At 70.1% G+C, this 19,756-nt stretch carries 24 protein-coding genes; 8 read left to right on the top strand and 16 right to left on the bottom strand.

Annotated features, from left to right (window positions below; all coding sequences use genetic code 11):
• Nucleotides 1-48 precede the first annotated feature (48 nt).
• From C475_RS05285 to C475_RS05300, 4 genes are all read right to left on the bottom strand, one after another.
• Entirely contained in the window at nucleotides 49-303 is a 255-nt protein-coding gene (locus tag C475_RS05285) for a hypothetical protein (RefSeq protein WP_006882748.1), read from the bottom strand.
• Nucleotides 304-430: 127 nt separating this feature from the next.
• The gene (locus C475_RS05290; protein WP_006882749.1) at nucleotides 431-1,399 is read right to left on the bottom strand and encodes a phosphotransferase family protein; all 969 of its coding nucleotides are present in this window, start codon (nucleotides 1,397-1,399) and stop codon (nucleotides 431-433) included.
• Between the two features lie 72 nt (nucleotides 1,400-1,471).
• Nucleotides 1,472-3,679 carry a CocE/NonD family hydrolase gene (locus C475_RS05295; RefSeq protein ID WP_006882750.1) on the bottom strand — a complete coding sequence of 736 codons (2,208 nt, stop codon included), beginning with the start codon at nucleotides 3,677-3,679 and terminating at the stop codon, nucleotides 1,472-1,474.
• Between the two features lie 107 nt (nucleotides 3,680-3,786).
• Nucleotides 3,787-4,848: a CPBP family intramembrane glutamic endopeptidase gene (locus C475_RS05300; RefSeq protein ID WP_049930141.1), complete on the bottom strand. Its 1,062-nt coding sequence runs from the start codon at nucleotides 4,846-4,848 to the stop codon at nucleotides 3,787-3,789.
• Between the two features lie 113 nt (nucleotides 4,849-4,961).
• Here C475_RS05300 and C475_RS05305 point away from each other — a divergent pair, with 113 nt between their 5' ends.
• A complete protein-coding gene (locus C475_RS05305; RefSeq protein ID WP_006882752.1) occupies nucleotides 4,962-5,876 on the top strand; it encodes an acyltransferase in 915 nt (304 codons plus the stop codon).
• Between the two features lie 13 nt (nucleotides 5,877-5,889).
• Here C475_RS05305 and C475_RS05310 read toward each other — a convergent pair whose 3' ends face one another.
• Together C475_RS05310 and C475_RS05315 are read right to left on the bottom strand one after the other, a co-directional pair.
• The gene (locus tag C475_RS05310) at nucleotides 5,890-6,768 is read right to left on the bottom strand and encodes a DUF4097 family beta strand repeat-containing protein (protein ID WP_006882753.1); all 879 of its coding nucleotides are present in this window, start codon (nucleotides 6,766-6,768) and stop codon (nucleotides 5,890-5,892) included.
• A gap of 42 nt (nucleotides 6,769-6,810) precedes the next feature.
• Nucleotides 6,811-7,050, bottom strand: coding sequence for a hypothetical protein (locus C475_RS05315; RefSeq protein WP_006882754.1), 240 nt, complete (start codon nucleotides 7,048-7,050; stop codon nucleotides 6,811-6,813).
• 25 nt (nucleotides 7,051-7,075) lie between these two features.
• Here C475_RS05315 and C475_RS05320 point away from each other — a divergent pair, with 25 nt between their 5' ends.
• The 7 genes from C475_RS05320 to C475_RS05345 all read left to right on the top strand — a co-directional run bounded on the left by C475_RS05320 (nucleotide 7,076) and on the right by C475_RS05345 (nucleotide 10,813).
• Complete coding sequence (locus C475_RS05320; RefSeq protein WP_006882755.1) at nucleotides 7,076-7,366, top strand: DUF7577 domain-containing protein; 291 nt, start codon at nucleotides 7,076-7,078, stop codon at nucleotides 7,364-7,366.
• 74 nt (nucleotides 7,367-7,440) lie between these two features.
• Nucleotides 7,441-7,749 carry a DUF7577 domain-containing protein gene (locus tag C475_RS05325; protein ID WP_006882756.1) on the top strand — a complete coding sequence of 103 codons (309 nt, stop codon included), beginning with the start codon at nucleotides 7,441-7,443 and terminating at the stop codon, nucleotides 7,747-7,749.
• Nucleotides 7,750-7,871: 122 nt separating this feature from the next.
• Entirely contained in the window at nucleotides 7,872-8,558 is a 687-nt protein-coding gene (locus C475_RS05330) for an RAD55 family ATPase (protein WP_006882757.1), read from the top strand.
• A 2-nt stretch (nucleotides 8,559-8,560) separates the two neighbouring features.
• Nucleotides 8,561-8,968 carry a hypothetical protein gene (locus tag C475_RS05335; protein WP_006882758.1) on the top strand — a complete coding sequence of 136 codons (408 nt, stop codon included), beginning with the start codon at nucleotides 8,561-8,563 and terminating at the stop codon, nucleotides 8,966-8,968.
• A gap of 121 nt (nucleotides 8,969-9,089) precedes the next feature.
• Entirely contained in the window at nucleotides 9,090-9,902 is an 813-nt protein-coding gene (locus C475_RS05340) for a PHP domain-containing protein (protein WP_006882759.1), read from the top strand.
• 107 nt (nucleotides 9,903-10,009) lie between these two features.
• Complete coding sequence (locus C475_RS24230; RefSeq protein ID WP_006882760.1) at nucleotides 10,010-10,174, top strand: DUF6757 family protein; 165 nt, start codon at nucleotides 10,010-10,012, stop codon at nucleotides 10,172-10,174.
• A gap of 171 nt (nucleotides 10,175-10,345) precedes the next feature.
• The gene (locus C475_RS05345; RefSeq protein WP_006882761.1) at nucleotides 10,346-10,813 is read left to right on the top strand and encodes a cupin domain-containing protein; all 468 of its coding nucleotides are present in this window, start codon (nucleotides 10,346-10,348) and stop codon (nucleotides 10,811-10,813) included.
• Here C475_RS05345 and C475_RS05350 read toward each other — a convergent pair.
• From C475_RS05350 to C475_RS05390, 10 genes are all read right to left on the bottom strand, one after another.
• On the bottom strand, nucleotides 10,806-11,351 hold the full coding sequence (locus tag C475_RS05350) for a hypothetical protein (RefSeq protein WP_006882762.1): 546 nt from the start codon (nucleotides 11,349-11,351) through the stop codon (nucleotides 10,806-10,808). The genes C475_RS05345 and C475_RS05350 overlap by 8 nt on opposite strands.
• A gap of 64 nt (nucleotides 11,352-11,415) precedes the next feature.
• The gene (locus C475_RS05355; protein ID WP_006882763.1) at nucleotides 11,416-12,585 is read right to left on the bottom strand and encodes an acyl-CoA dehydrogenase family protein; all 1,170 of its coding nucleotides are present in this window, start codon (nucleotides 12,583-12,585) and stop codon (nucleotides 11,416-11,418) included.
• A 66-nt stretch (nucleotides 12,586-12,651) separates the two neighbouring features.
• Nucleotides 12,652-13,380 carry a type 1 glutamine amidotransferase gene (locus tag C475_RS05360; RefSeq protein WP_006882764.1) on the bottom strand — a complete coding sequence of 243 codons (729 nt, stop codon included), beginning with the start codon at nucleotides 13,378-13,380 and terminating at the stop codon, nucleotides 12,652-12,654.
• A gap of 50 nt (nucleotides 13,381-13,430) precedes the next feature.
• Nucleotides 13,431-14,099 (bottom strand): DUF2085 domain-containing protein, encoded by a 669-nt coding sequence (locus tag C475_RS24855; RefSeq protein WP_235728435.1) that lies wholly within the window; start codon nucleotides 14,097-14,099, stop codon nucleotides 13,431-13,433.
• A complete protein-coding gene (locus C475_RS24605; protein ID WP_006882766.1) occupies nucleotides 13,990-14,538 on the bottom strand; it encodes a TM2 domain-containing protein in 549 nt (182 codons plus the stop codon). The genes C475_RS24855 and C475_RS24605 overlap by 110 nt, the downstream gene beginning before the upstream one ends.
• A 91-nt stretch (nucleotides 14,539-14,629) precedes the next feature.
• The gene (locus C475_RS05375) at nucleotides 14,630-15,436 is read right to left on the bottom strand and encodes an alpha/beta fold hydrolase (RefSeq protein WP_006882767.1); all 807 of its coding nucleotides are present in this window, start codon (nucleotides 15,434-15,436) and stop codon (nucleotides 14,630-14,632) included.
• A 170-nt stretch (nucleotides 15,437-15,606) separates the two neighbouring features.
• Nucleotides 15,607-15,777, bottom strand: a complete 171-nt coding sequence (locus C475_RS23765; protein ID WP_161625169.1) for a hypothetical protein — start codon at nucleotides 15,775-15,777, stop codon at nucleotides 15,607-15,609.
• 2 nt (nucleotides 15,778-15,779) lie between these two features.
• The gene (locus C475_RS05380) at nucleotides 15,780-17,597 is read right to left on the bottom strand and encodes a nitrite/sulfite reductase (protein WP_006882768.1); all 1,818 of its coding nucleotides are present in this window, start codon (nucleotides 17,595-17,597) and stop codon (nucleotides 15,780-15,782) included.
• 209 nt (nucleotides 17,598-17,806) lie between these two features.
• Nucleotides 17,807-18,376 (bottom strand): molybdenum cofactor guanylyltransferase, encoded by a 570-nt coding sequence (gene mobA, locus C475_RS05385; RefSeq protein ID WP_006882769.1) that lies wholly within the window; start codon nucleotides 18,374-18,376, stop codon nucleotides 17,807-17,809.
• 1 nt (nucleotide 18,377) lies between these two features.
• Nucleotides 18,378-19,700, bottom strand: a complete 1,323-nt coding sequence (locus tag C475_RS05390) for an MFS transporter (RefSeq protein WP_006882770.1) — start codon at nucleotides 19,698-19,700, stop codon at nucleotides 18,378-18,380.
• Nucleotides 19,701-19,756: the final 56 nt, after the last annotated feature.

Below are 19,756 nucleotides of genomic sequence, written 5' to 3' on the forward strand. Positions count from 1 at the left end.
CGCGGTTGCGTGCCGGGCGACCGGTCGCCCGGCGCCCCGGCCGCCGGGTCAGTCGCTCGCGGTCGGCGTCTGGACGGCCGCCGCGTCGGCTCGCCGGTAGTAGGTCGCGCCGGACCCGCCCGCGCTCACCGTCTCGATGTGGCCGGTCTCTTCGAGCTGGTCGAGGTGAGGCACCAGGGCGTCGTAGGTCACGCTCACGTCGGCGGTGTACGCGAGCTGTCGGCGGATCGCGGTCGTGTCCGCGCTGGCTCGGTCGTCCAGGAACTCGAGGATTTCGCGCTGGATCGCGTACAGGTGCGTCATTACCAGGGATATGGACACACGGGCATATAATCCCCCTCTGAGTCGGGTTCGAGTAAAGAATTGGACGCGGTCCCGTCGGCGACTTCGGATATCCGGGATCGAACGCCTGGTCCGCCCGACGCCGCGGTCACCGAATCGCATCGAGATGCGCCTCGATCTCGCCTTCGAGTCGCTCGGCCGCCTCCGCGGGCGACTCGTCGACGTGCTCGGCGTGTTTGTCGAAGAAGCCGGCCGTCCCGAGCAGTCGGACCGCATCGTACACCGGTGCGCGTTCTCCGTGGCCCGACGGCAACGATCCGCCACGGCGGCGATACCCGTCGCGGAACGCGTCCAGGAGCCGCTCGGTAGCGGCGTCGTCACCCCAGTCGCGCAACCGGTCTTCCACCCGGTAGCGTTCCCGGGCGGGGTCGCCGACGTGTGCGAGCTCCCAATCGATGAACCCGATCGCGTCGTCGGTACGGAACACGTTCGGCATCGCGGGGTCGCCGTGGACGAGTGTCGCCGGCGCGCAGTCGAGCGTTGCGGCGTTCGCTCGGACCGCCTCGATCACCGCGTCGAAGTAGTGGTCGTAGCGGTCGGTGGAGGCCAGCCGCCGTTTCCGCTCGATCTCGGTCACCAGCGTCTCCGTCCACGAGGCGGTCTCGACGGTGAGCCCCTCGGCGCCGCCGCCGACGATCTGGCCGTGACGGTCGAACTCGCGGGCGTGGACCACCGCGAGCGCGGCGCCGACGCGGTCGATCTCGCGCTCGCGCTCGGCGGTCGACCAGTCGGCCCAGGGGCGGTGGACGTTCGCGCCGTCCATCGGCGCAGTAGCGAGGTAGGGCGTCGTCCCGGCGGTGCCGCTCGCGAGTACCGTCGGTACCGCGACCTCGCAGTGGCGGTCGACGTACTCGATGGCCGCCAGCTCCGTCGCGATCCGCGCGTCGGTCCCGTCGGTCGCGACCTTGACGAACGCCGCGTCGCCGTCGGCGAAGTCGACGCGGACCGTCCGGTTGGCGTCGTTCCACGAGGGTCCCGAGTCGGACACCGCGTCGACCGACCGGCCTGGGAACGCCTCGCCGATGGCCGCCGTAACCGTATCGTCTGGTCCGTCCATGGCTACCGCTCTCTTCCCGACCGCCCGGTTTCAGCGTTGCCGTCGTGTGTGGGGCGGTACCGCACCGCTCGATCAGTCGTCGCCGTCGCTCTTTCGGAGCAGTCCACCGACCCCCCCGAGCGCGGCCAGGGCGGCGCCGACGCCGAAGCCCGGCCCGTCGGCGCTCGTGGTCCCGTTGGCCGTCGCGTCGCCGTCCGTAGCCACGGTGGACGCGGCCGTGTCGTCCGCCGTCGCAGTCGGCGACTCGGTATCGGCCCCGACGGTCGCCGTCGCGTCCGTCGACGGCTCGCTGTCCGTCGCGGTCGGGGTGTCGACCGACTCGTCCGCGAACGCGCCGGCCAGCGCCGCCTCGCCACCGGCGACCGGCAGGTCGACGCCGCTGTCGGCCAGGGAGAGAGCGACTGCCCGGTTCCCGGGCGGGTGAAGCGTGAACTCGCTGTCGCTGGCGTAGACGATCACCCCGATCCGCGAGTCGGCCTCGAAGACGTGGTCGGTCGCCTGGAGCGGGAACTCGGCGCGGACCCGCCCGTCGTCGGGCAGCGGGGCGGACTCCCGGAGCGACTGCCGGTAGGCGAGCGGCGTGTCGTAGTCGCGGTAGGACGGCCGGTTCAGCGGGTCCGCCCAGCCGCGGGTGACGACGTCGGCCGAGTAGGGGCCGTACTCGACGAGCGCGACGCTGACGACCGTCGGCTCGTCGAGCGACAGCGACAGCGACGGGACGACCCGCCCGCTGACGTGGACCGACTCGGCGAGCGGCGGCGTCTCGTATCGGAGGCGGTGGGGCGACTCCTCGGCGGCGACCAGGTCCGTCGCCGGCGTCGACGGGTCGTCGACGAGCGACTCCGTTACGGAGCCCGGCTCGCCCGTCGTCACCGCGCCGCTCGTCGCGCCGCCGGACTCGAACCGGAGGGTCGCGGGCTCGGCGGTCGGGGCCGGCCACTCCCCGTAGCTCTCCATCGACCCCTCGGCGGCCGACCGGCCGCCGTGGACGACGGTCACCGGGTCCTCGTCCATCACTCCGGTGTCCTCGTCTTTCAGCCAGTGGGCCCACCAGCGGTCGAGGGTCCGCTCCCACGCGTCGCCGGCGGGGCCCCGGTGGCCGCCCTCGTAGAGCCAGAGCTTCAGGGGCACGTCGCGAGCCGCGAGTGTCTCGTACCAGTCGGCGGCGTTGTTCGGCTTGACGATCGGGTCGTCGACGGCGTGGGCGATCAGGACCGAACAGTCGACCGCGTTGGCGTCGTCGAGGAACGTGCGCTCGTGCCAGAAATCGTTGTAGTCGCCGGTTGCCAGGTCCTGGCCCGCCTCGGTGCGGTCGGTCCAATGGCCGCAGTCGTCGCGCCTGGCGTTGCTCGCCTGGATCCACGTGCCGATGTCCGTCATCCCTTCGCTGGCGTCGGGGACGACCGAGACCGGGGTCCCGTTCGAGCGGAAGAGGCCGTACTGGCCGACGTTCGCGGACTGGGGAACGATCGTCTCCAGGCCGTCGACGCCGGTCGTCGCCGTCCCGTTGGCGAGTTCCCCCAGCGCCGACCCGCCGATCATCCCCGTCCGACCGTTCGTCCACTCTGCCGCGACTTCCGCGCCGCCCTCCGGCGCGTCGTAGGCGGTCGCGCGGCCGTTGAACCAGTCGATGACCGATTCGAGCGCGGCGACCGTCGGCGGCCCGGCGGCGGTGTAACAGCCGGTCGAGCGGGCCGTCCCCAGCGAGGACACCCGCGCGACGGCGTACCCCTGCGGGAGGTACCGCTGCTCGACGCGACGGGGCGCGGTCGGGCCGCCGATCGGGGAGTGAGCGGGTCCCGAGCTCCCGGCGGTCGTCGGATCGCCCAGCGTCGCCGGCTCGCTCGTGGCCGTCGTCGCGCCGCCGTCGGCGCTACTGCCGCCGTCCGGAGCGGGCGCGATCGACCGGTCGTAGTACATCGCCGCGGTCGCGTCGCCGTGGGTCTGTTCGCCGTGATAGGGGCTCGCGACCGCGATCACGGGCGGTCGCTCCTCGTCGGCCGCTCTCTCGGGGTACGACACCCTGACGTGGACCCGGTCGGCGGCCCCGTCGCCGTCCGTGTCGACGTTCGTCTCGACCCAGACCTCCTCCCGGACCGTTCCGTCGATGTCGGCAGTGCCGTCAGATTCGCCGGTCAGCGACGCGGACGCGCGGCCTGTTACCGCGCTCGCGCCCACAGCCGTCGTCACCGACGCGAGCAGTCGCCGTCTGGACACCCGTCCCGACGGCGCCGACCCGGTGGCGCTCTCGCCGTCGCTCTCGCTCGAGTGGTCCGTCATAGCTCGTCGTAGCGAGGGGATTCGCATCGCCGTTTCGAAGGGTGAAACGGATCTTTTCGTTACCGACGGCGGGGCCGCCCCGCGACGGGGGCGAGCGACCGGCCCGGTCACTCGGTCGCCGACTCGTCGGTGCGTTCGGGGCCGTCCCGCGCCGAGGCCGCGACACCGTCGCCCCGGAGCGTCGGCCGCGCGACCGATTCACGCCAGCGCAGTTCGCCCTCGCGCCACCGGACCCAGCCGGCCAGCGCCCCGAACCCGACGACGAGCGCGCCCAGGGCGACGAGGCCGCCCTCGGGGCCGAACGACCCGCCGGTCGCGAGCGCGGGGCCGGACTGTTCGACTGCGACGACGGTCACCGGCGTGGTGAAGCCGCTGACGGGGAAGCCGAACAGGGAGGCGATCGAGAAGTTCCAGGTGACGTGGAGGCCGATAGCGGCGGCGATCCGGCCGGTCAGGAGGTAGCTGGCCGCGAACAGCCCGCCGAACAGCGCGATGTTGACCAGCGACAGGACGGTGACGTTGGGGTTCAGGCCGTGGGCGACGCCGAAGACGAGGCTGGAGACGGCGGTCGCGCCGGCGAAGGCGCCGCCGAGGCCGATCCCGCGCCAGCCGGCGAGTCCCTCGGCGACGTTGGTCAGGAGGTACCCGCGGAAGAGCAGTTCCTCGAAGACGCCGACGCCGACGAAGTAGCCGAGGACGAGCGCGAGCGCGAGCGCGGGCGCGACACCGGGACCGATGGCGAGCGTGGGGTCGGCTCTGGTGACGACGATGCCGGTCACGCGGACGAAGCCCGCCGCGAGTTCGACCGCGAACACGAGCGTCGGGAGCGCGACGCCCAGCGCGAGGCCGAACGCGAGGTCGACCCACCACGCCGGCGAGCGGTCGAGTCCGAGGTCCGAGAGCTCGCGACGGTCGACCAGCCACGCCGCGGCGAGGATCCCGGCGACGAAGCCGACGAGCTGGAGCGTGCGGGTGGCGACGGCGACGAGCGCGGTCAGCGTGGCGCCCGCGGTGCTCGGCGCGAGCGCGGCCAGTCCGGACGCCGCGAGGACGCCGCCGAGTCCGCCGACGAGGAGTGCGAGGAGCGCGAGGGCGAACCGCCAGAGCGCGCGCGGCCGTCGCTCGCGGTCGTTCCAGAGGAGGCCGCGGAGGCCGGTACCCACAGTCATCGTCCGGGAGTGGGGCCTGCGGGGCTTAAGATCCGGGGCCGCGCGGTCGGGGAGTTCCGGGCGGGGCCGCCGGGAAGGAAACCCATATTGCCGGCGCGACCCACGAACGTGGTATGACAAAGCGCCACGTCTCGCTGCCGCCGGGCGGCGAGGAGGGCATCCACGCGTTCATCGAGGAGGTCGACCGGCGACTCTCGGGCGAGGAGGACACCTGCGACGTGGTCGAGGACGTGCTCGTCGACCTGTTCGGCGACCGGGAGGCCTACGAGCGCTGGCAGTCCGGCGGCGAGGTCACCCCGGCCGAACGGGTCCGCCTCCAGGGCTACGACCCATGTAACGTCACCCTCGAGAGCGAGTACTACGCCGAGGTCGAGACGATGGACGACGGCGAGTTCGAGCGCACGAAGTACCTCCAGTGGCTCTGGCGACAGTTCGACGCGACGCCGATGGCCGACAACGTCGAGTTCGCGCTGCGCTTCCGCCGGATGCTCGCCGACCACCTGTTCGCCGAGGTCGGCGACAACTGCCGCTTCTTCAAGGGGATCACCGTCACCTACGGCCACAACATCGCCGTCGGCGACAACGTCGTCGTCCACGACGACGTGCATCTCGACGACCGCGGGATGTTGACCATCGGGGATCGGGTCTCTATCTCCGACGACGCCCACGTCTACAGCCACGACCACGACAGCAACGACCAGACCGCCGTCGACAACTACCACACCATCATCGAAGACGACGTTCGGATCACCTACGACTCGATGGTCCGCGCGGGCGTCCGCATGGGCGAAAACTCAGTCCTCGCCGCGAAATCCATCGCCGGCAAGGACGTGCCCGCCCACCACATCGCCGCGGGGACGCCCGCCAAGAGCATCGCGGTCAAGGACGGCTGGGAACCGGTCGCCGAGGACCTGGCGGACGCGAACGTCGACCGCCGCGCGGAGCGCCGGATCGACTACGAGCTACCGGAGAATCTCGACGTCTTCGACGAATTCCAGCGCGAGCGCCGGCCGCCGGGCGACTCGTAGCCGTCGAGCGCTCTCACAGCCCCTGTAGCGTCACGTCACCGTTCGTCGAGTCGACGGTCAGCGCGTGTTCGCCTTCGCCCATCGTTCCCCGGATCTCGCTTTCCTCCGACGATTCGACGGTCATCGAGACGCCTTCGACGCTGGCGTCGCCGTTGGTCGTTTCCAGGGTGACGGTCGCGGAGAGACCCGCGGCGACGGCCGCGGTCACGTCGCCGTTGGTCGATTCGACGGTGACGTCCCCCCGGATCGCGGGCACGTCGACGGCCACGTCGCCGAGCGTCGTGTCCGCACGGTCGAGCCCGCCCACGTCGCTGGCGTCGATGTCGCCGTTCGTGGACTCGACGGTGACGAACCCGTCCACGCCCGTCACGGCCACGTCACCGTTGGTGGAGCTGTAGGTCCCGTCCCCCGCGACGCCCTCGGCTTCGATGTCGCCGTTGCTCGACGACGCCTCGACGACCGCGAGTCCGTCGGGAACGGACAGATCGAGATCTACCGTGACGTTCTCGTTACCGTTCGGCCACCGCGGGGCGACGGTGAGGCGGCCGTCTTCGACCGTCCCCTCGACGGTCACCTCCTCGAGGGTGTCCTCGCCGGAACGGGACTCCTTGCGAACGGTGCCGGAGACGGCCCCGCCGTCACCGGCCGAGAGAGTCACGTCGCCGGAGTCGGTCCGGACGACCAGCTCGTCGGCGTCGCCGGGGTCGAACGAGCGCTCGGCGCTCTCGGTGTAGGGTTCGGCCGAGATGACGCAGCCGGCGAGGGAGACGGCGCCGACGAGCCCGGCGCCTGCGCGGAGGACTCGACGGCGAGTCTGGTCGGACGGCGAATCGACCGACCGGTCGGCGGGCGAACCGGACGACCGTTCGGAGAAGGGGGCGGATGGGGACATATTCGTCCCGAACGACACGTCTGGCCGGCAAAAACGTGACGGTCACAGGGCCAGCTTCCGGTTCTCGCCGGCCGAGGCGGTCGCTTCGGCGCCGTCGGTCGCGAGCGGGAACCGGACCACGAACTCGGTGCCGTCGGGCCCGGGTCGCTGGAGCGCAACGCGGCGTTCACCGCGGCCAGCGCGGTCCTGTTCGCGTTCGGATTGGTGGCCACCGAGTCGGTCGGTGAGGTCGCCGACCCGACCCGGCCCCGAACGGGTTTCGCCTTCCGGCCAAACATCCAAGTGCCGTGACAACGTATGGCACGATATGGAACCGTGGGGCTGGATTCTGGTCTACCTCGCCGGGTTCACCCTCCTGCAGCTGTTGCTGGTTCGGTACTTCTCGGACGAGCGGTCGCTGGGGGGCGTCTCGCTGGAGTCCAACGAGGCCTCACCGCCGCAGTCGGGGGAACGCGGGCGGTCGGTCGGCGACGGTGACGCCCGGTCGCACGAGGGGGCCAGCGAGGGCGACGGCGTCCGCTGTCACCAGTGCGGGACCGAAAACGCCGACGAAGGGGCCTACACCTTCTGCCGCGAGTGCCTGGCGCAGCTCCGGTGAGTTCTCACCGAGTTGGTATCAACCTCGATACTCGCGGCCGAACCCTCAAGTCACGACCGCCGAAAACCCCGCGCATGGAGGGCTGGACGTTCGCGGCACTCGCGCTCGGAGTCGTACTCAGTTTCGAGTTCGTCCTGTTCCGCTACTTCACGCCGGAGCGCTCGACGGCGGCGGGGGTCGACGGCGCGAGCGACCCGCCCGACGCCGAAACCGAGAGCGGGGCGGCCGACCAGGCGGGCGGTCTCGGCGCACGCGCCGGCCGCGACTCGGAGGCCGACCGCGCCGGGTCCGAGCGCACCGTCGCCTGCGAACACTGCGGGGCGGCCAACGCGGACGAGCCGGCGGTCGTCTTCTGCCGCTCGTGTCTCGGCCGGCTGCGCTGAGCGGACCCACCGACCACGACCGACCGCCGACCGACCGAGGAGCCGCGACGCCGCCGCGGTGCCGTTATCAGCGGTGAAAAACGAGGGGCAAAGGTCTATATCGGAAGCCTCGATCCGACTGTATGCGCGTTTCAAGCGGCGTCCCTGGGTTCGACGAGCTGGTCCAGGGCGGCCTCCTGAAAGACAGGCTCTACGTGGTGAGCGGTCCTCCGGGGAGCGGGAAGACGACCTTCTCCTCGCAGTTCATCACGCAGGGCGCCAAGGCGGGGGAAAACTGCCTCTACGTGACGATGCACGAGACCAAAGAGGAGCTGGCCCAGGACATGTCGGGCTACGACTTCGGCTTCGACCAGGTGATGGCCTCCGGGAAGGTCCAGTTCCTCAACCTCATGACCGAGGGCGGCAAGCGGACGATCACCCAGTTCGGCACGGAAGGCGGGCTCACCAACCGCATCGTCGCCTTCCTCGAACAGCAGGACATCGACCGCGCCGTCATCGACTCGACGATGCTGTTGCAGCACTTCTTCAACGACGTGTCCGACGAGATCACGGGCTTTCTCTCCGCGCTGAAACAGACGGGGACGACGGTCGTCCTCATCTCGGAGATGACCGACCCGTCCTCCTACGCCGACGAACACTACCTCGCTCACGGCGTGATCTTCTTCCACAACTACCTGGAACAGGGCGGGATGACCCGCGGGGTTCAGGTGATCAAGATGCGCGGGACCGCCATCGACTGCGACATCCGCGCGATCGACTTTTCCGACAGGGGACTGCGGGTGCGTCCGGAGCAGAAAGTCGAGGCCTGACCATGGGACTGTACGACGAGAAGTACGGCACGTCGTGGACGAGCCTGAACCGCGACGAGGCGACCGAACGCGCCTACGCGCTGGGGGTCGCCGAGTCGCTCGGCGAGTACGACCGCGAGGAGTTCGAGGCCGTCCACGAGGAGATGGACACCGCCTACACCAAGAGCATCGTCGAGCTCGCCTTCCGCGAGGGGAAAAACGAGGGCCGCGAGGCCGCCCCCGCGAACGCAGACGAGGAGCAGGTGTGGGACGAGCTCGTCGAGGGCGAGACGGTCTCCGTCGACGAGGGAGACCTCCCGACGGGCGGGCGCGACGGGCTCCCCGAGGCCGTCGACAAGTTCGAGGCCCTGGAGAAACCCGACCCCGACGAGATCGATGCGACCGACCGCCCCGACTTTCTCGACAAGTAGACCGCCGTCGCCGACCGTCCGTGACGGGCCCGGGTCGCTCGGCGGCTCGTGACCGTCCGATGGGTGGCCTGCCGTTCGCGTCGACCGCAACCGGCTTGAGCGCACGGTGTGACTGACGGATATGATCGCCGCGGATCTCCACGTTCACACCGACAACTCAGACGGAACCTTCCGTCTCCCCGAGGTCCCGCCCGCGGCGCGAGCGGCCGGGCTCGACGCCGTCGCGATCACTGATCACGACCGCATCCACCCCGACCTGGGCGCGCCCGTCGTCGAGCGCGACGACGTCACCGTGGTCCACGGCATCGAACTCCGCGTCGAGGCGGACGGCCAGCGCGTCGACGTACTGGGCTACGGGGTCCGTCCCACGGACGCGCTCGCCGACGAGATCGACCGCCTCCAGCGCGACCGCGTCGAGCGCGGCCGCGAGATCATCGACCGCGTCGAGCAACGCCTCGGTCACGCGATCCCCGCCGAGCCCGAGCCGGGACTGGGCCGGCCGGACATCGCGCGGGCGGTGATCGAGAGCGACGACGGCTACGACTCGATCCCCGACGTCTTCGACGGCCTCATCGGCGAGGGCGACCCGTGCTACGTCGCCCGCGACATCCCCTCCTTCGAACGCGGCCGCGAACTCCTGACCGACGCGTGCGCGCTCGTCAGCCTCGCCCACCCGCTGCGCTACCCGAAGCCAGCGGCGGCGCTGGAACTGGCCCCTCGGCTCGACGCCGTCGAAGTCGCGTACCCCTACGGCGCCCGCGGTCACACCGGTGCGAACGGCGAGCTGGCCGTCGACGACGTGCGCGCGCTCGCCGAGCGCCACGACCTGGTCGTCACCGGAGGGAGCGACGCCCACGACCGCTCGCTCGGCGAGACCGGCCTGTCGACCGACGAGTACGAGCGGTTCCGCACTGCGCTCGACGCCGGGCTCTGATCGGCATCGATTCCCTCGTAGGTACCGCCTTCCGACGGAGCGACGGCAATCGAACACAGCGTCTCCGCGGCCGCAGGGTTCAATGCCCCTCGGATCTAAGGACGGGTATGCAGTGCCACTACTGCGACCGCGAGGCCGAGATCGCCGTCGAGAAAGACGGCGTCAAGGTCGGGGTCTGCAAGACGCACTTCCGCGAGCAGATGGAAGAGATCGCCGACTCGGACTGGCTCGACGGGATCGAGGAGGACCTCGACATCGACCGCGCCGAGTGACCCCCCGCGCCGCTCGCACCACCGCTCCGTAGGCTGCCCGCCGTCCGCCGCGCTCGCTGTCCTCTCTCTGTTCGTATCCGCCGCCTCTCCTTCGACCGTGTCCGCTTTCGCCGCGCGCGCTTCGCGATAGCCCCCACGAGGCTTTACTGACTCGCCGTCGTAGTCACCGGTATGGACCACATCGACCGCGAGGACGTCGAGCGGCGGATGGGACCGGCCGCGGACGAGCGCGCGCTCGCTGCGGCCCTCGACACCGACGAGCTGGCGCTCAATTACTACGAGCTCGACCCCGGCGACAGTTTCGGCTTCGGCTACCACCGCCACCCCGACCAGGAGGAGGTGTTCTACGTCGTCGAGGGGACGGCGACCTTCGAGACCGAGGACGGCGAGGTGGCCGTCTCCGCCGGCGAGGCCGTCCGCTTCGCTCCCGGCGAGTGGCAGCTGGGCCGCAACGCCGGTGACGGGCGGTGCGTCGCACTCGCGATGGGCGCCCCGAAAGACGCCCGGCGGACCGAGATGATCCGAGAGTGTCCCGACTGCGAGGGTCGCACCGAAGGGACCGTCGAGATGGCCGACGACCGCGAGGCGCTCGTGACGCGCTGCACGGACTGCGGCGCCGAGACCGGCCGGTTCACCTGAGTCCGCTCCCCGGCCGGACGACCCGTTCGACGACGTTGTAGAGGCCGAGCCCGGCCAGCGCCGGGCCGAGCGTGACGACGAGTACGAGCGTCATCCAGGCGACGGTGGCCGCCACCCCCTCCAAGAAGAGGACGTTGTAGCGGGCCAGACCGCCGGGGGCGACGAACAGGGCGGCGCTCGTGACCATCGCGACCGGCCATCCGAGCGTGGCGTACGCCAGGGCCTCGTCGGCGTCCAGCAGCGTCCAGCGGCCGAGCAGTTGCCGGCCGAACAGCACCGGGACGACCGCGAGGACCAGCGCCGCCCCGACGGCGACGACGCCGAAGGTCAGCCCCGCGGCCGGATCGACGAACACTGCCAGCGCCACCGCGGCCGCCGCGAACAGGCCCACCGCTCCCGCGACGACCGTCCCCAGCGCGTCCCCGAAGTAGTCGCTACGCGTCGAGAGCGCCCACGCCGCGAGCGCGACGACCGGCGACGCGACGACCAGCCCGAAGCAGACCAACAGCGCCATCGCCCCGACGAACCCGGCTTCCATCGCCGAGTGGTTGGCGCGGCTCGGCATAAGTGCCGGGGTCCACCCCGTGGGGAGTCGGGGGCCGTCACTCGAAGGCCGCGATGCCGGTCAGGTCTTCTCCCAGGATCAGCGTGTGGATGTCGTGGGTGCCCTCGTAGGTGTACACCGTCTCGACGTTCGCGAGGTGGCGCATCGGCGAGTAGTCGGTCGTGATACCGTTGCCGCCCAGCATCTCCCGGGCGGTTCGGGCCGTCTCGCGCCACGTCGAGACGTTGTTGCGCTTGGCCATCGAGACCTGCTGGGGGCGCAGGTCGCCCCGCTCTTTCAGGTCGGCGAGCCGATAGGCCAGCAGTTGCGCGGTCGTGATCTCCGTGGCCATCTCTGCGATCTTCTCCTGCTGGAGCTGAAAGCGGGCGATGGGCCCGCCGAACTGCTCGCGGTCAGTGGCGTACTCGCGGGCGGCCTCGAAGCAGTCCCGCGCGGCCCCGACGGCGCCCCACGCGATGCCGTAGCGGGCCTGCGTGAGACACGACAGGGGGCCTTTCATCCCCGATACGTCCGGGAGGACCGCCGACTCGGGGACGTAGCAGCCGTTCAGGCCGATCTCGCCCGTCACCGAGGCGCGCATCGAGAGCTTGCCGTCGATGTGGTTCGTCGTGATCCCCTCCCGGTCGGTCTCGACGAGAAAGCCCCGAACCGGATCCCCATCGGCCGAGCGATCCCTCGCCCACACGAGCGCCACGTCGGCGATGGGGGCGTTCGTGATCCACGTCTTCGAGCCGTGCAGGACGTAGCCTTCGCCGTCGTCGGCTCGTTCGGCGCGGGTCTCCATCGCGCTCGGGTTCGACCCGTGATCGGGTTCGGTCAGACCGAAACAGCCCACGGCGGACCCCGCCGCGAGGTCCGGGAGCCACCGCTCGCGCTGGGCCGCCGAGCCGAAGGCGTGGATAGGGTACATCACCAGCGCACCCTGGACGGAGGCCATCGAGCGGACGCCCGAGTCACCGGCTTCGAGTTCCTGCATGACTAATCCGTACGCCCGCTCGCCGAGGTTCGCCGTCGCCTCGTGGTCGAGGTTCGGCGCGTAGAAGCCGAGTTCCCCCATCTCCGCGATCAGGTCCTCGGGGAAGGTCCCGGCCTCGAAGTGGTCGCCGATGTCGGGGCGGACCCGCTCGTCGACGAACTCGCGGGCCGTGTCGCGGACGAGCCGCTCTTCCTCCGAGAGGTCGCCCTCCAGATCGACGTAGTCGAGCATGACCGTGCTTGGACGCGAATCGTGAAAAACGCTCGCTGGCCGCGGCCAGTCGACCGGGGACCGGTGTCAGTCGTCGGAGGCCACGGCGTCGTCGCCGGTCGCGGCGCCGCCGGCGTCGACCTCGCGAACGAACGCGAGGAAGTTGTCGAACACCTGTTTGGCCTCACAGGCGGCGTCGAAGTTCTCGGGCGTGATCCCGTCGAGGACCGACTGGATACGGTCCTCCGAGAGCTGTCCCTCCTTGCCGACGGTCACCTCGGCGGCGGTGTCCATGTCGTACTCGGGGTGGAACTGGACGCCGAACACCCGTCCCTCGCGGAAGCCGTGGACGCCGTAGTCGTTGGCGGCCAGCCGCTCGGCGTCGGGCGGGAGTTGTGCGACGTAGTCCGAGTGGGTGGTGAAGACGGTGAAGTCGTCGTCGATCCCCTCGAACAGCACCGAATCGGTCGACTGCTCGACGGTGCGGTAACCGATCTCGTACTCGCCCATGTCCTCGACGGTCCCCCCGAGCACGTCCGCGAGCAGCTGGTGGCCGTAACACACGCCCAGGAACGGCAGCCCGCGGTCGATCGCCTCGCCGACCCAGTCCTTGGTCGGCGGGATCCACTCCTCGTCCCAGTAGACCGAGGCCCGGGAGCCGGTGACTACCGCGCCGTCGAACTCGAAGGTCTCCGGGTACTGTCCCGTCGGGAGGTGAAACTCCGTCAGGTCGGCGTCGAGTTCCCGGCGGAAGTTGCGCCGGTTGCCCTCGGCCTCGTGGGCTGCGTTCAACAGGGCGATACGCGGCCGTGTCATCGTCCCATTCAAACGGCTCGGCGAGTAAAAGCCTGTCCACCCTGGCAGTACTACGCGCCGTGTGATCGATTCTCGCCCGCGTTTTCACCGGTGTCGTCGCTTCGACCGTTCCCACCCTCGCCGCCGCCCGACCGCGAGCGGACCAGCAGCGCCGCGGCGACCCCGCCGTAGCCCGCCGCGACCGCCAGCAGCCAGAGCGGCCGCTCGGTCAGGAACCACGGGACCGCGACCCCGTAGCCCAGTCCCAGCAGTGCGCCCGAGGCGGTTCGGACGGCGTTCGACCCCCGCCGCAGCGTGAACGTCGTCACCGCCCAGTCCGCCAGCGCCGGTGCCGGCCCGCAGGCGACCAGCCACGGCCACGCCGCCGGTGCGGTCCCGGTCACGACGAGCGCGACGCCCGCCAGGATACCGGGATAGACACCGCTACAGCGGGCGCAGAGGTGGACCGCCCGACCGCTGAGAGTCAGGCGGTGACAGCGGTCGTACTCCTCGGGTTCGTGGTGGCTGAGGAGATACCGGCGGGTTCGGGCGAGCCCGGTGCGGAGTTCGTCGGCGATGCGGCGGGCGCGGACGCCGGGCGAGGGAGTCGTTCCGTCCGGGTTCGCGGGCTCACTCGTCCATGTACTGGCGGCGAAACTCGTCGTCGTCCTTGGTGAGGTAGATGACCCCCTCGATGATCCCGATGATGCCGGGGATCCCGGTCCAGAAGAAACAGAGATAGATGATACCGAGCTTGTTGTTCCCGAGGTAGAACTTGTGCGCGCCGAAGCTCCCGAGCAGGATGGCCAGCAGCGCCGCGACGATCCGCTCGTCGTTGCCGGAATCCATCCCGGGCTGGCGGACGCCGCACTCCGGACAGATCTCGGCCTTCTCGTTGATGACTGCGCCGCACTCGGCGCAGTACTTCTCGCCGGGGCCCTTCTGTCGGCCGCCGTTCGTGCCTGTAGACCCGCGGTCGTGGTCGTGCGGGTCGGCGCCACCTGTGTCGTCGCCCGGGCCGGCGTCCTCGTCGGTCGACTCACCGTCCTCGTCGACGCTGTCGCTCACCCAGCTGTCGTCGCTCCCGCCGTCGTCCGGCGGCTGTCCCTCGCCGGGCTCGCCGGGGTCGGCGTCGCCCGAACCCGGGTCGTCCCGGTCGTCGTGCTCGTCGTTCGACATACCCTCGACGACGACTGTCGGGCGTGTAAAACTACCGGCGGCCTGCGATTTCTCGCCGGCGGGCGACCGGCGTTCGGGGTCTCGGCCCCGTTCACCCGGGGTCCTCGAAGTCACCGAGCAGCGCATCGTTGACGGCCGCACTCTCCTCGACGAAACAGAGGTGACCGCCTTCGACCGCGGTGAACGCACCGCGGGGCAGTCCGTCGGCCAAGTCTCGCCCGCCCTCGACCGGGACGACCGCGTCGTCGACGCCGTGGTAGACGCGAGCGGGCGTCGTGATCTCGTACAGCGAGTCCGAGCGGTCGAACGACCGCATGGCGGCGGCCTGGGCCTCGAAGCCGGCGCGGTCGGCGTCCTCCTCGCGGCGCCAGCCGACGATCTCGTCGATCACGTCGGCGTGGGCGTCGATGTCGGCCCCGAAGGCGTTGCGCAGCGAGGCCCGGAGCGCCCCGGGGTCGTCGCGGGGCGCGAACAGCGAGTCGAGCGCGTCGGCGTCGACGCGGTCGCCGTCGGCAGTGGTACCGAAGAGCGTCAGCGACGCCGCCCGCGAGTAGCGGTCGGCGTACTCCAGGGCGACCATCCCGCCGAGGCCGGCGCCGACGACGTGGGCGTCGGGGACACCGTGGTCCGAGAGGACGGCTTCCAGATCGCCCGCGAGCGTCCGGACGTCGTAGGGCCCGTCGGGCGCGTCCGAGCGGCCGGTGCCGCGCAGGTCCCAGGTAACCGTCTCGAAGCCCTCCGCGAGCGCGGCGTGTTGCCAGCCCCACACCCACGCGCCGTAGCCCGCCGGCTCGACGAAGGCGACCGTGTCCGCCGCGCGGTCGCCGTCCTCCGGCGGGCGCGGGTCGCCCCTGGCTTCGTAGTAGAGGTCGACCCCGCCGTTGCTGACCACTGTCATGGGCCGGTGTTGGCGCGGTCGCGGTAAGGGCGACTCGGTTCGCGACGCCCGGGCTGTGGCGGCTGGCCACTACCTTCGTCGTCGCGCTCGCGATGCAACCGGTCATCTAGCTGGCGTTCACGAGCGGAGAGCGACGCGAGAACGAACGGAGTCGGACGACGGACGATACTCTACAGGGCGGTGTCGTCGGGGCGTCCCGGGCCGTCGGGAGCGGCCCGGTCCGCGGCGCCGAACAGCTCCGGCGCCACGTCGAAGGCGGCCTCCGAGACCGCCGTCGCGTCGGCCCCGCCGTCGACGGGACGGTCCGCGGCGGTGTCGCGCTCGGCGGGTCCGTCGACCATCGTCAGTCGTCCGCCGAGAGCGGCTGGCCCTCGGCGTCGGTCGGCGCCGGGCTCTCGCCGTCGGCGAAGGGGTACCACGACTGTTTGCCGTCGGCGAGGCAGGGGTCGGTGTAGCCCTCGACCTCTTCGGGCTCGGCGAGTTCGACGATGGTCTCGTGGCCGGTGGCGTCGACCCACTCGCGGAAGGTCTGGCCGTCCTCGCGCAGGGCGGCGTAGGCCTCGACGAGGTTGGCGATCATCCCCGGCACCTCGTCGGCGGGCACGCGCTGGCGCACCCACTCGATGAACGTCGGCTCCTCGCCGATGCCGCCGCCGACGCCCACGTCCAGCGCCTCGACCATCTCGCCGTCCTTGCGGGCGCGCATGCCTTGCAGGCCGATGTCGGCCGTCATCGCCTGGCCGCAGTCGGCCGTACAGCCCGAGTAGTGCATCTTGATCCGGTCCACGTCGTCGGGCAGTTCGACCTCCGCGGCGAGCCACTGGAGCATCCGGGCCATCCGCGCCTTCGTCTCAGTGAGCGCGAGCGAGCAGAACTCCGTGCCGGTGCAAGCCATCGCGCCCTGCTCGAAGGGGTTGGGCTCGGGCTGGTAGGTCGAAAGCAGGTCCTCGTTGAGGAGGTTCGCCAGTTTGCCGTCCGGCACGTCCATGATCAGCGGGTTCTGGCGCCGCGAGAGGCGGATCTCACCGGAGCCGTACGCGGAGGCCAGGTCGGCGAGTTCGATGGCGTCCTCGGCGGGCATCCGGCCGACCGGTGCCGAGAGGCCGACGTAGTTGTTCCCGTCTCTCTGGTCGTAGACGCCGACGTGGTCGTGGGCGCCCCGTTCGCTCGGCTTGCCCGCGTTGTAGGTGTAGTCGCCGCGGAAGTCCGTGCCCGCACGTTCGAGGTCGAAGTCCAGTCGGTCGTCTAACTCCTCGCGGATAGCGTCGGTGCCGTGTTCGTCGACGAAAAAGCGGGCGCGATTCTTCGAGCGGTTCTCGCGGTTGCCCGCCTCGTGGTAGTACTCGACGAACGCGCGCACCGTCTCCTTGGCCTGGTCGCGCGTGACGAAGAGATCGAGGGGGCGGGCCTCGCGGGGCTCGCGGCCGCCGAGGCCGCCGCCGACGCGGACGTTGAACCCCTTGACTTCCTCGCCGTCATCGGAAATCGAAGATTTCCGATTGCCCGATGAGCTTTGCTCATCGCTGTCGATGAACTTGTGGGCCGGTTCGAGGCCGATGTCGTTGATGGAGTCCTGGGCGCAGCCCTGGCGACAGCCCGTCACCGAGATGTTGAACTTCCGGGGCATGTTGGCCAGCTCGTTGTCCCCTCGAATCTCGGCCTGAATCTCGTCCAGCAGTTCCCGGGACTCGACGTACTCCTCGGCCTTGCCGGCGACGGGACAGCCGGAGATGTTGCGCATGGTGTCGCCCCCGGCCGAGCGCGAGGAGACGCCGACCGCCTCCAGTTTCTCCCAGATTTCGGGGATGTCCTCCAGCTTGAGCCAGTGGAGCTGGATCGACTGGCGCGTCGTGAAGTCGATCCAGCCGTTGCCGAACTCGGGGTTCTCGACGGGACCTCTCGCGTAGTCGCGAGCGACCTCGCCGATGGCGCGCAGTTGCTCGGGTTCGAGCACGCCGCCGCAGTTGGTCAGGCGCATCATGAAATACGACTCCTGGCCGCCGCGGTGGTGGAACACCCCCCAGAACTTGAACCGGGAGAACCACTCGTCGCGTTCGTCCTCGGGGATCGACTCCCACCCCTGCTCCGCGAACTCCTCGAGTTTCTCGCGCACTTCGTCGCCGTACATCTCGTCTTTCCAGGATTCCTTCTTGTGTGGCATTGATTTCCCTCTGTTTTGGGTTTGTCCGCAATTTCGGCAAATACCTAAACGTTCGTCTTGTGATTTACGTTTTGTCTAGCTGACTGCGATACACATAAGCATAATCGTTTAACAATTCGAGCCACTGCGGAGATATCCGGACGAACGCTCGAAATACAATGACCTTAAACGCATTTGGGTAGGGCCGAGCGGCGGTCCGGTGTCGCCAGTCAGGTGCCGAGGCGGTCGGTGGCCGGCGCGAGGTCCGCGTGCGAGCCGGCGGTGAGCGGATGGGCGTCCACGTCGGGCGCCTCGGCATCGACGACGACGGGGTCGAGCCGCGAGAGCACGTCGTAGAGCCGCCCGGAGCCGGCCGCGAGCGTGTGGTCACAGGCGACGCGCGCGGCGTCCGCATCGTAGACGGCGTGGAGCGGGTGGAGCCGCCCGTCGCTGCGGGGCACCGCCGCGGTGTCGCCGCAGGCGTCGAAGCAGTCGTCGAGCAGCGACGTGTCGACGGTCGGCACGTCGCCGGCGACGACGGCGACCGCGTCGCCGTTCGCAACGCGAACTCCGGTCCGGATGGCCGCGACGGGTCCCTCGTCGGCGATCGGGTCGACCGCGAGCCGATGGGGAGTGTCATCGAGGGCGTCCGTAACCGGCTCTCGGTGGTCCTCCGGACAGGCGACCACGACCTCGTCGACCGCGGGTGCGACGGTTTCGGCGACGCGCCGCAGCGGCGTGGTCTCGCCGTAGGGGTCGAACGCGTCCCCGATGCCGGTCAGCAGGAGTGCCGAGCGCATCTCAGTCGTCCCCCGGGGCGGCCGACTCCGAGGCGCCGCCCGCGCTGATGAAGCCGCTCTCGGTCGCGATCTCGGCGATGTGGGGCTGGAACACCCACGCGGCCAGCAGGACGATCGGGATCATCGAGACGGCGACGATGGAGTAGCCGATGTGCAGGCTCGCCAGGAACGGCGCCGAGTAGACCAGCGGGTAAACGATGCCGCCGACCGTGCCGACACCGCCGACGACGCCCGCGACCGCACCGGAGCTGTTGGGGAACATCGCCGGCACCTGCGCGAAGATGGAGCCCTCGGCGAAGGCACAGGCCATCCCGACCATGAAGCCGGCGCCGACGGCGACGAGCACCTGGCCCGATAGCCCGGCCAGCGTCATGCCGAACATCGACAGGACGACGAACGACAGCGTCACGAACGTCCACTGCTCGCGGTAGCGGCCCTCGAACAGCGGGATGATGTTCTTCTCCTTGCGCGCCAGCACGTCGCTGACGTAGCCGCCGATGGGCCGGAGCAACCCGGCCGCGACCGAGAACGTGGCCGCGAACGTCGAGGCGAGCACGAGGTTGTCCGTGCTGAACCCTTCGCGGTAGTAGGTCGCGAGCCAGCCGTTCATCGACAGCTCGAGGCCGAACGTCATCACGTAGGCGAGCGCGAGGACGACCGTCCCGTAGCGGGTGGCGGTGTAGAACCAGCCCTTGAAGCTCGCGTTGTCCGCGGTGGCCTGCCGTTTCTCGTCGCTCTTGGCCGCCTCGCCGAGCGTGTAGTAGACGACCGCGAGGACGATCGACACGCAGCCCGTGTAGAAGAAGGCCGCTCGCCAGTTCGTCTCGAACAGCGGGCCGCTCCAGTTCGAGCCGAACACGCGCGGGAGGATGAGCGCCCCGCCGGCCGCCCCGGCGTTACCGATGCCCGCGTAGATCCCTTCCGCAGTCCCGAGGTTCTCCTCGTCGAACCACTCGGAGACGTGCTGGATGCCGATGACGAACGTGATCCCCGCCGTCGCGACGATGAGCCGCTCGACGAAGAACACGGCGTAGCTCTGTGCGAACGCGCTCGCTATCGAGAACACCCCGACGTACGTCAGCACGATGGCGAAGACGGCGGGCGCGCCGAACTTGTCCGAGAGCCAGCCCGTCAGGATGCGACCGAACGGCGCGAGCCAGATGGCCGCGCTCGCCAGGATCCCGATCTCGGCCAGCGAGAGACCGAACTCATCGGCCATCGGCCCCGTGAACGGGGCAAAGGAGAACCAGATCAGGAACGAGAAGTTGAACCCGACCGTGGCGAGCACCAGCGTCCGCCACTTGGTCATCTTGATCAGTCCCATGCCGACACCTCCCCCGTACCGGCGGCCGGACCGACGACCGCCGAACCATAATTAAC

Source organism: Halosimplex carlsbadense 2-9-1, from assembly GCF_000337455.1.
Classification (GTDB): domain Archaea; phylum Halobacteriota; class Halobacteria; order Halobacteriales; family Haloarculaceae; genus Halosimplex; species Halosimplex carlsbadense.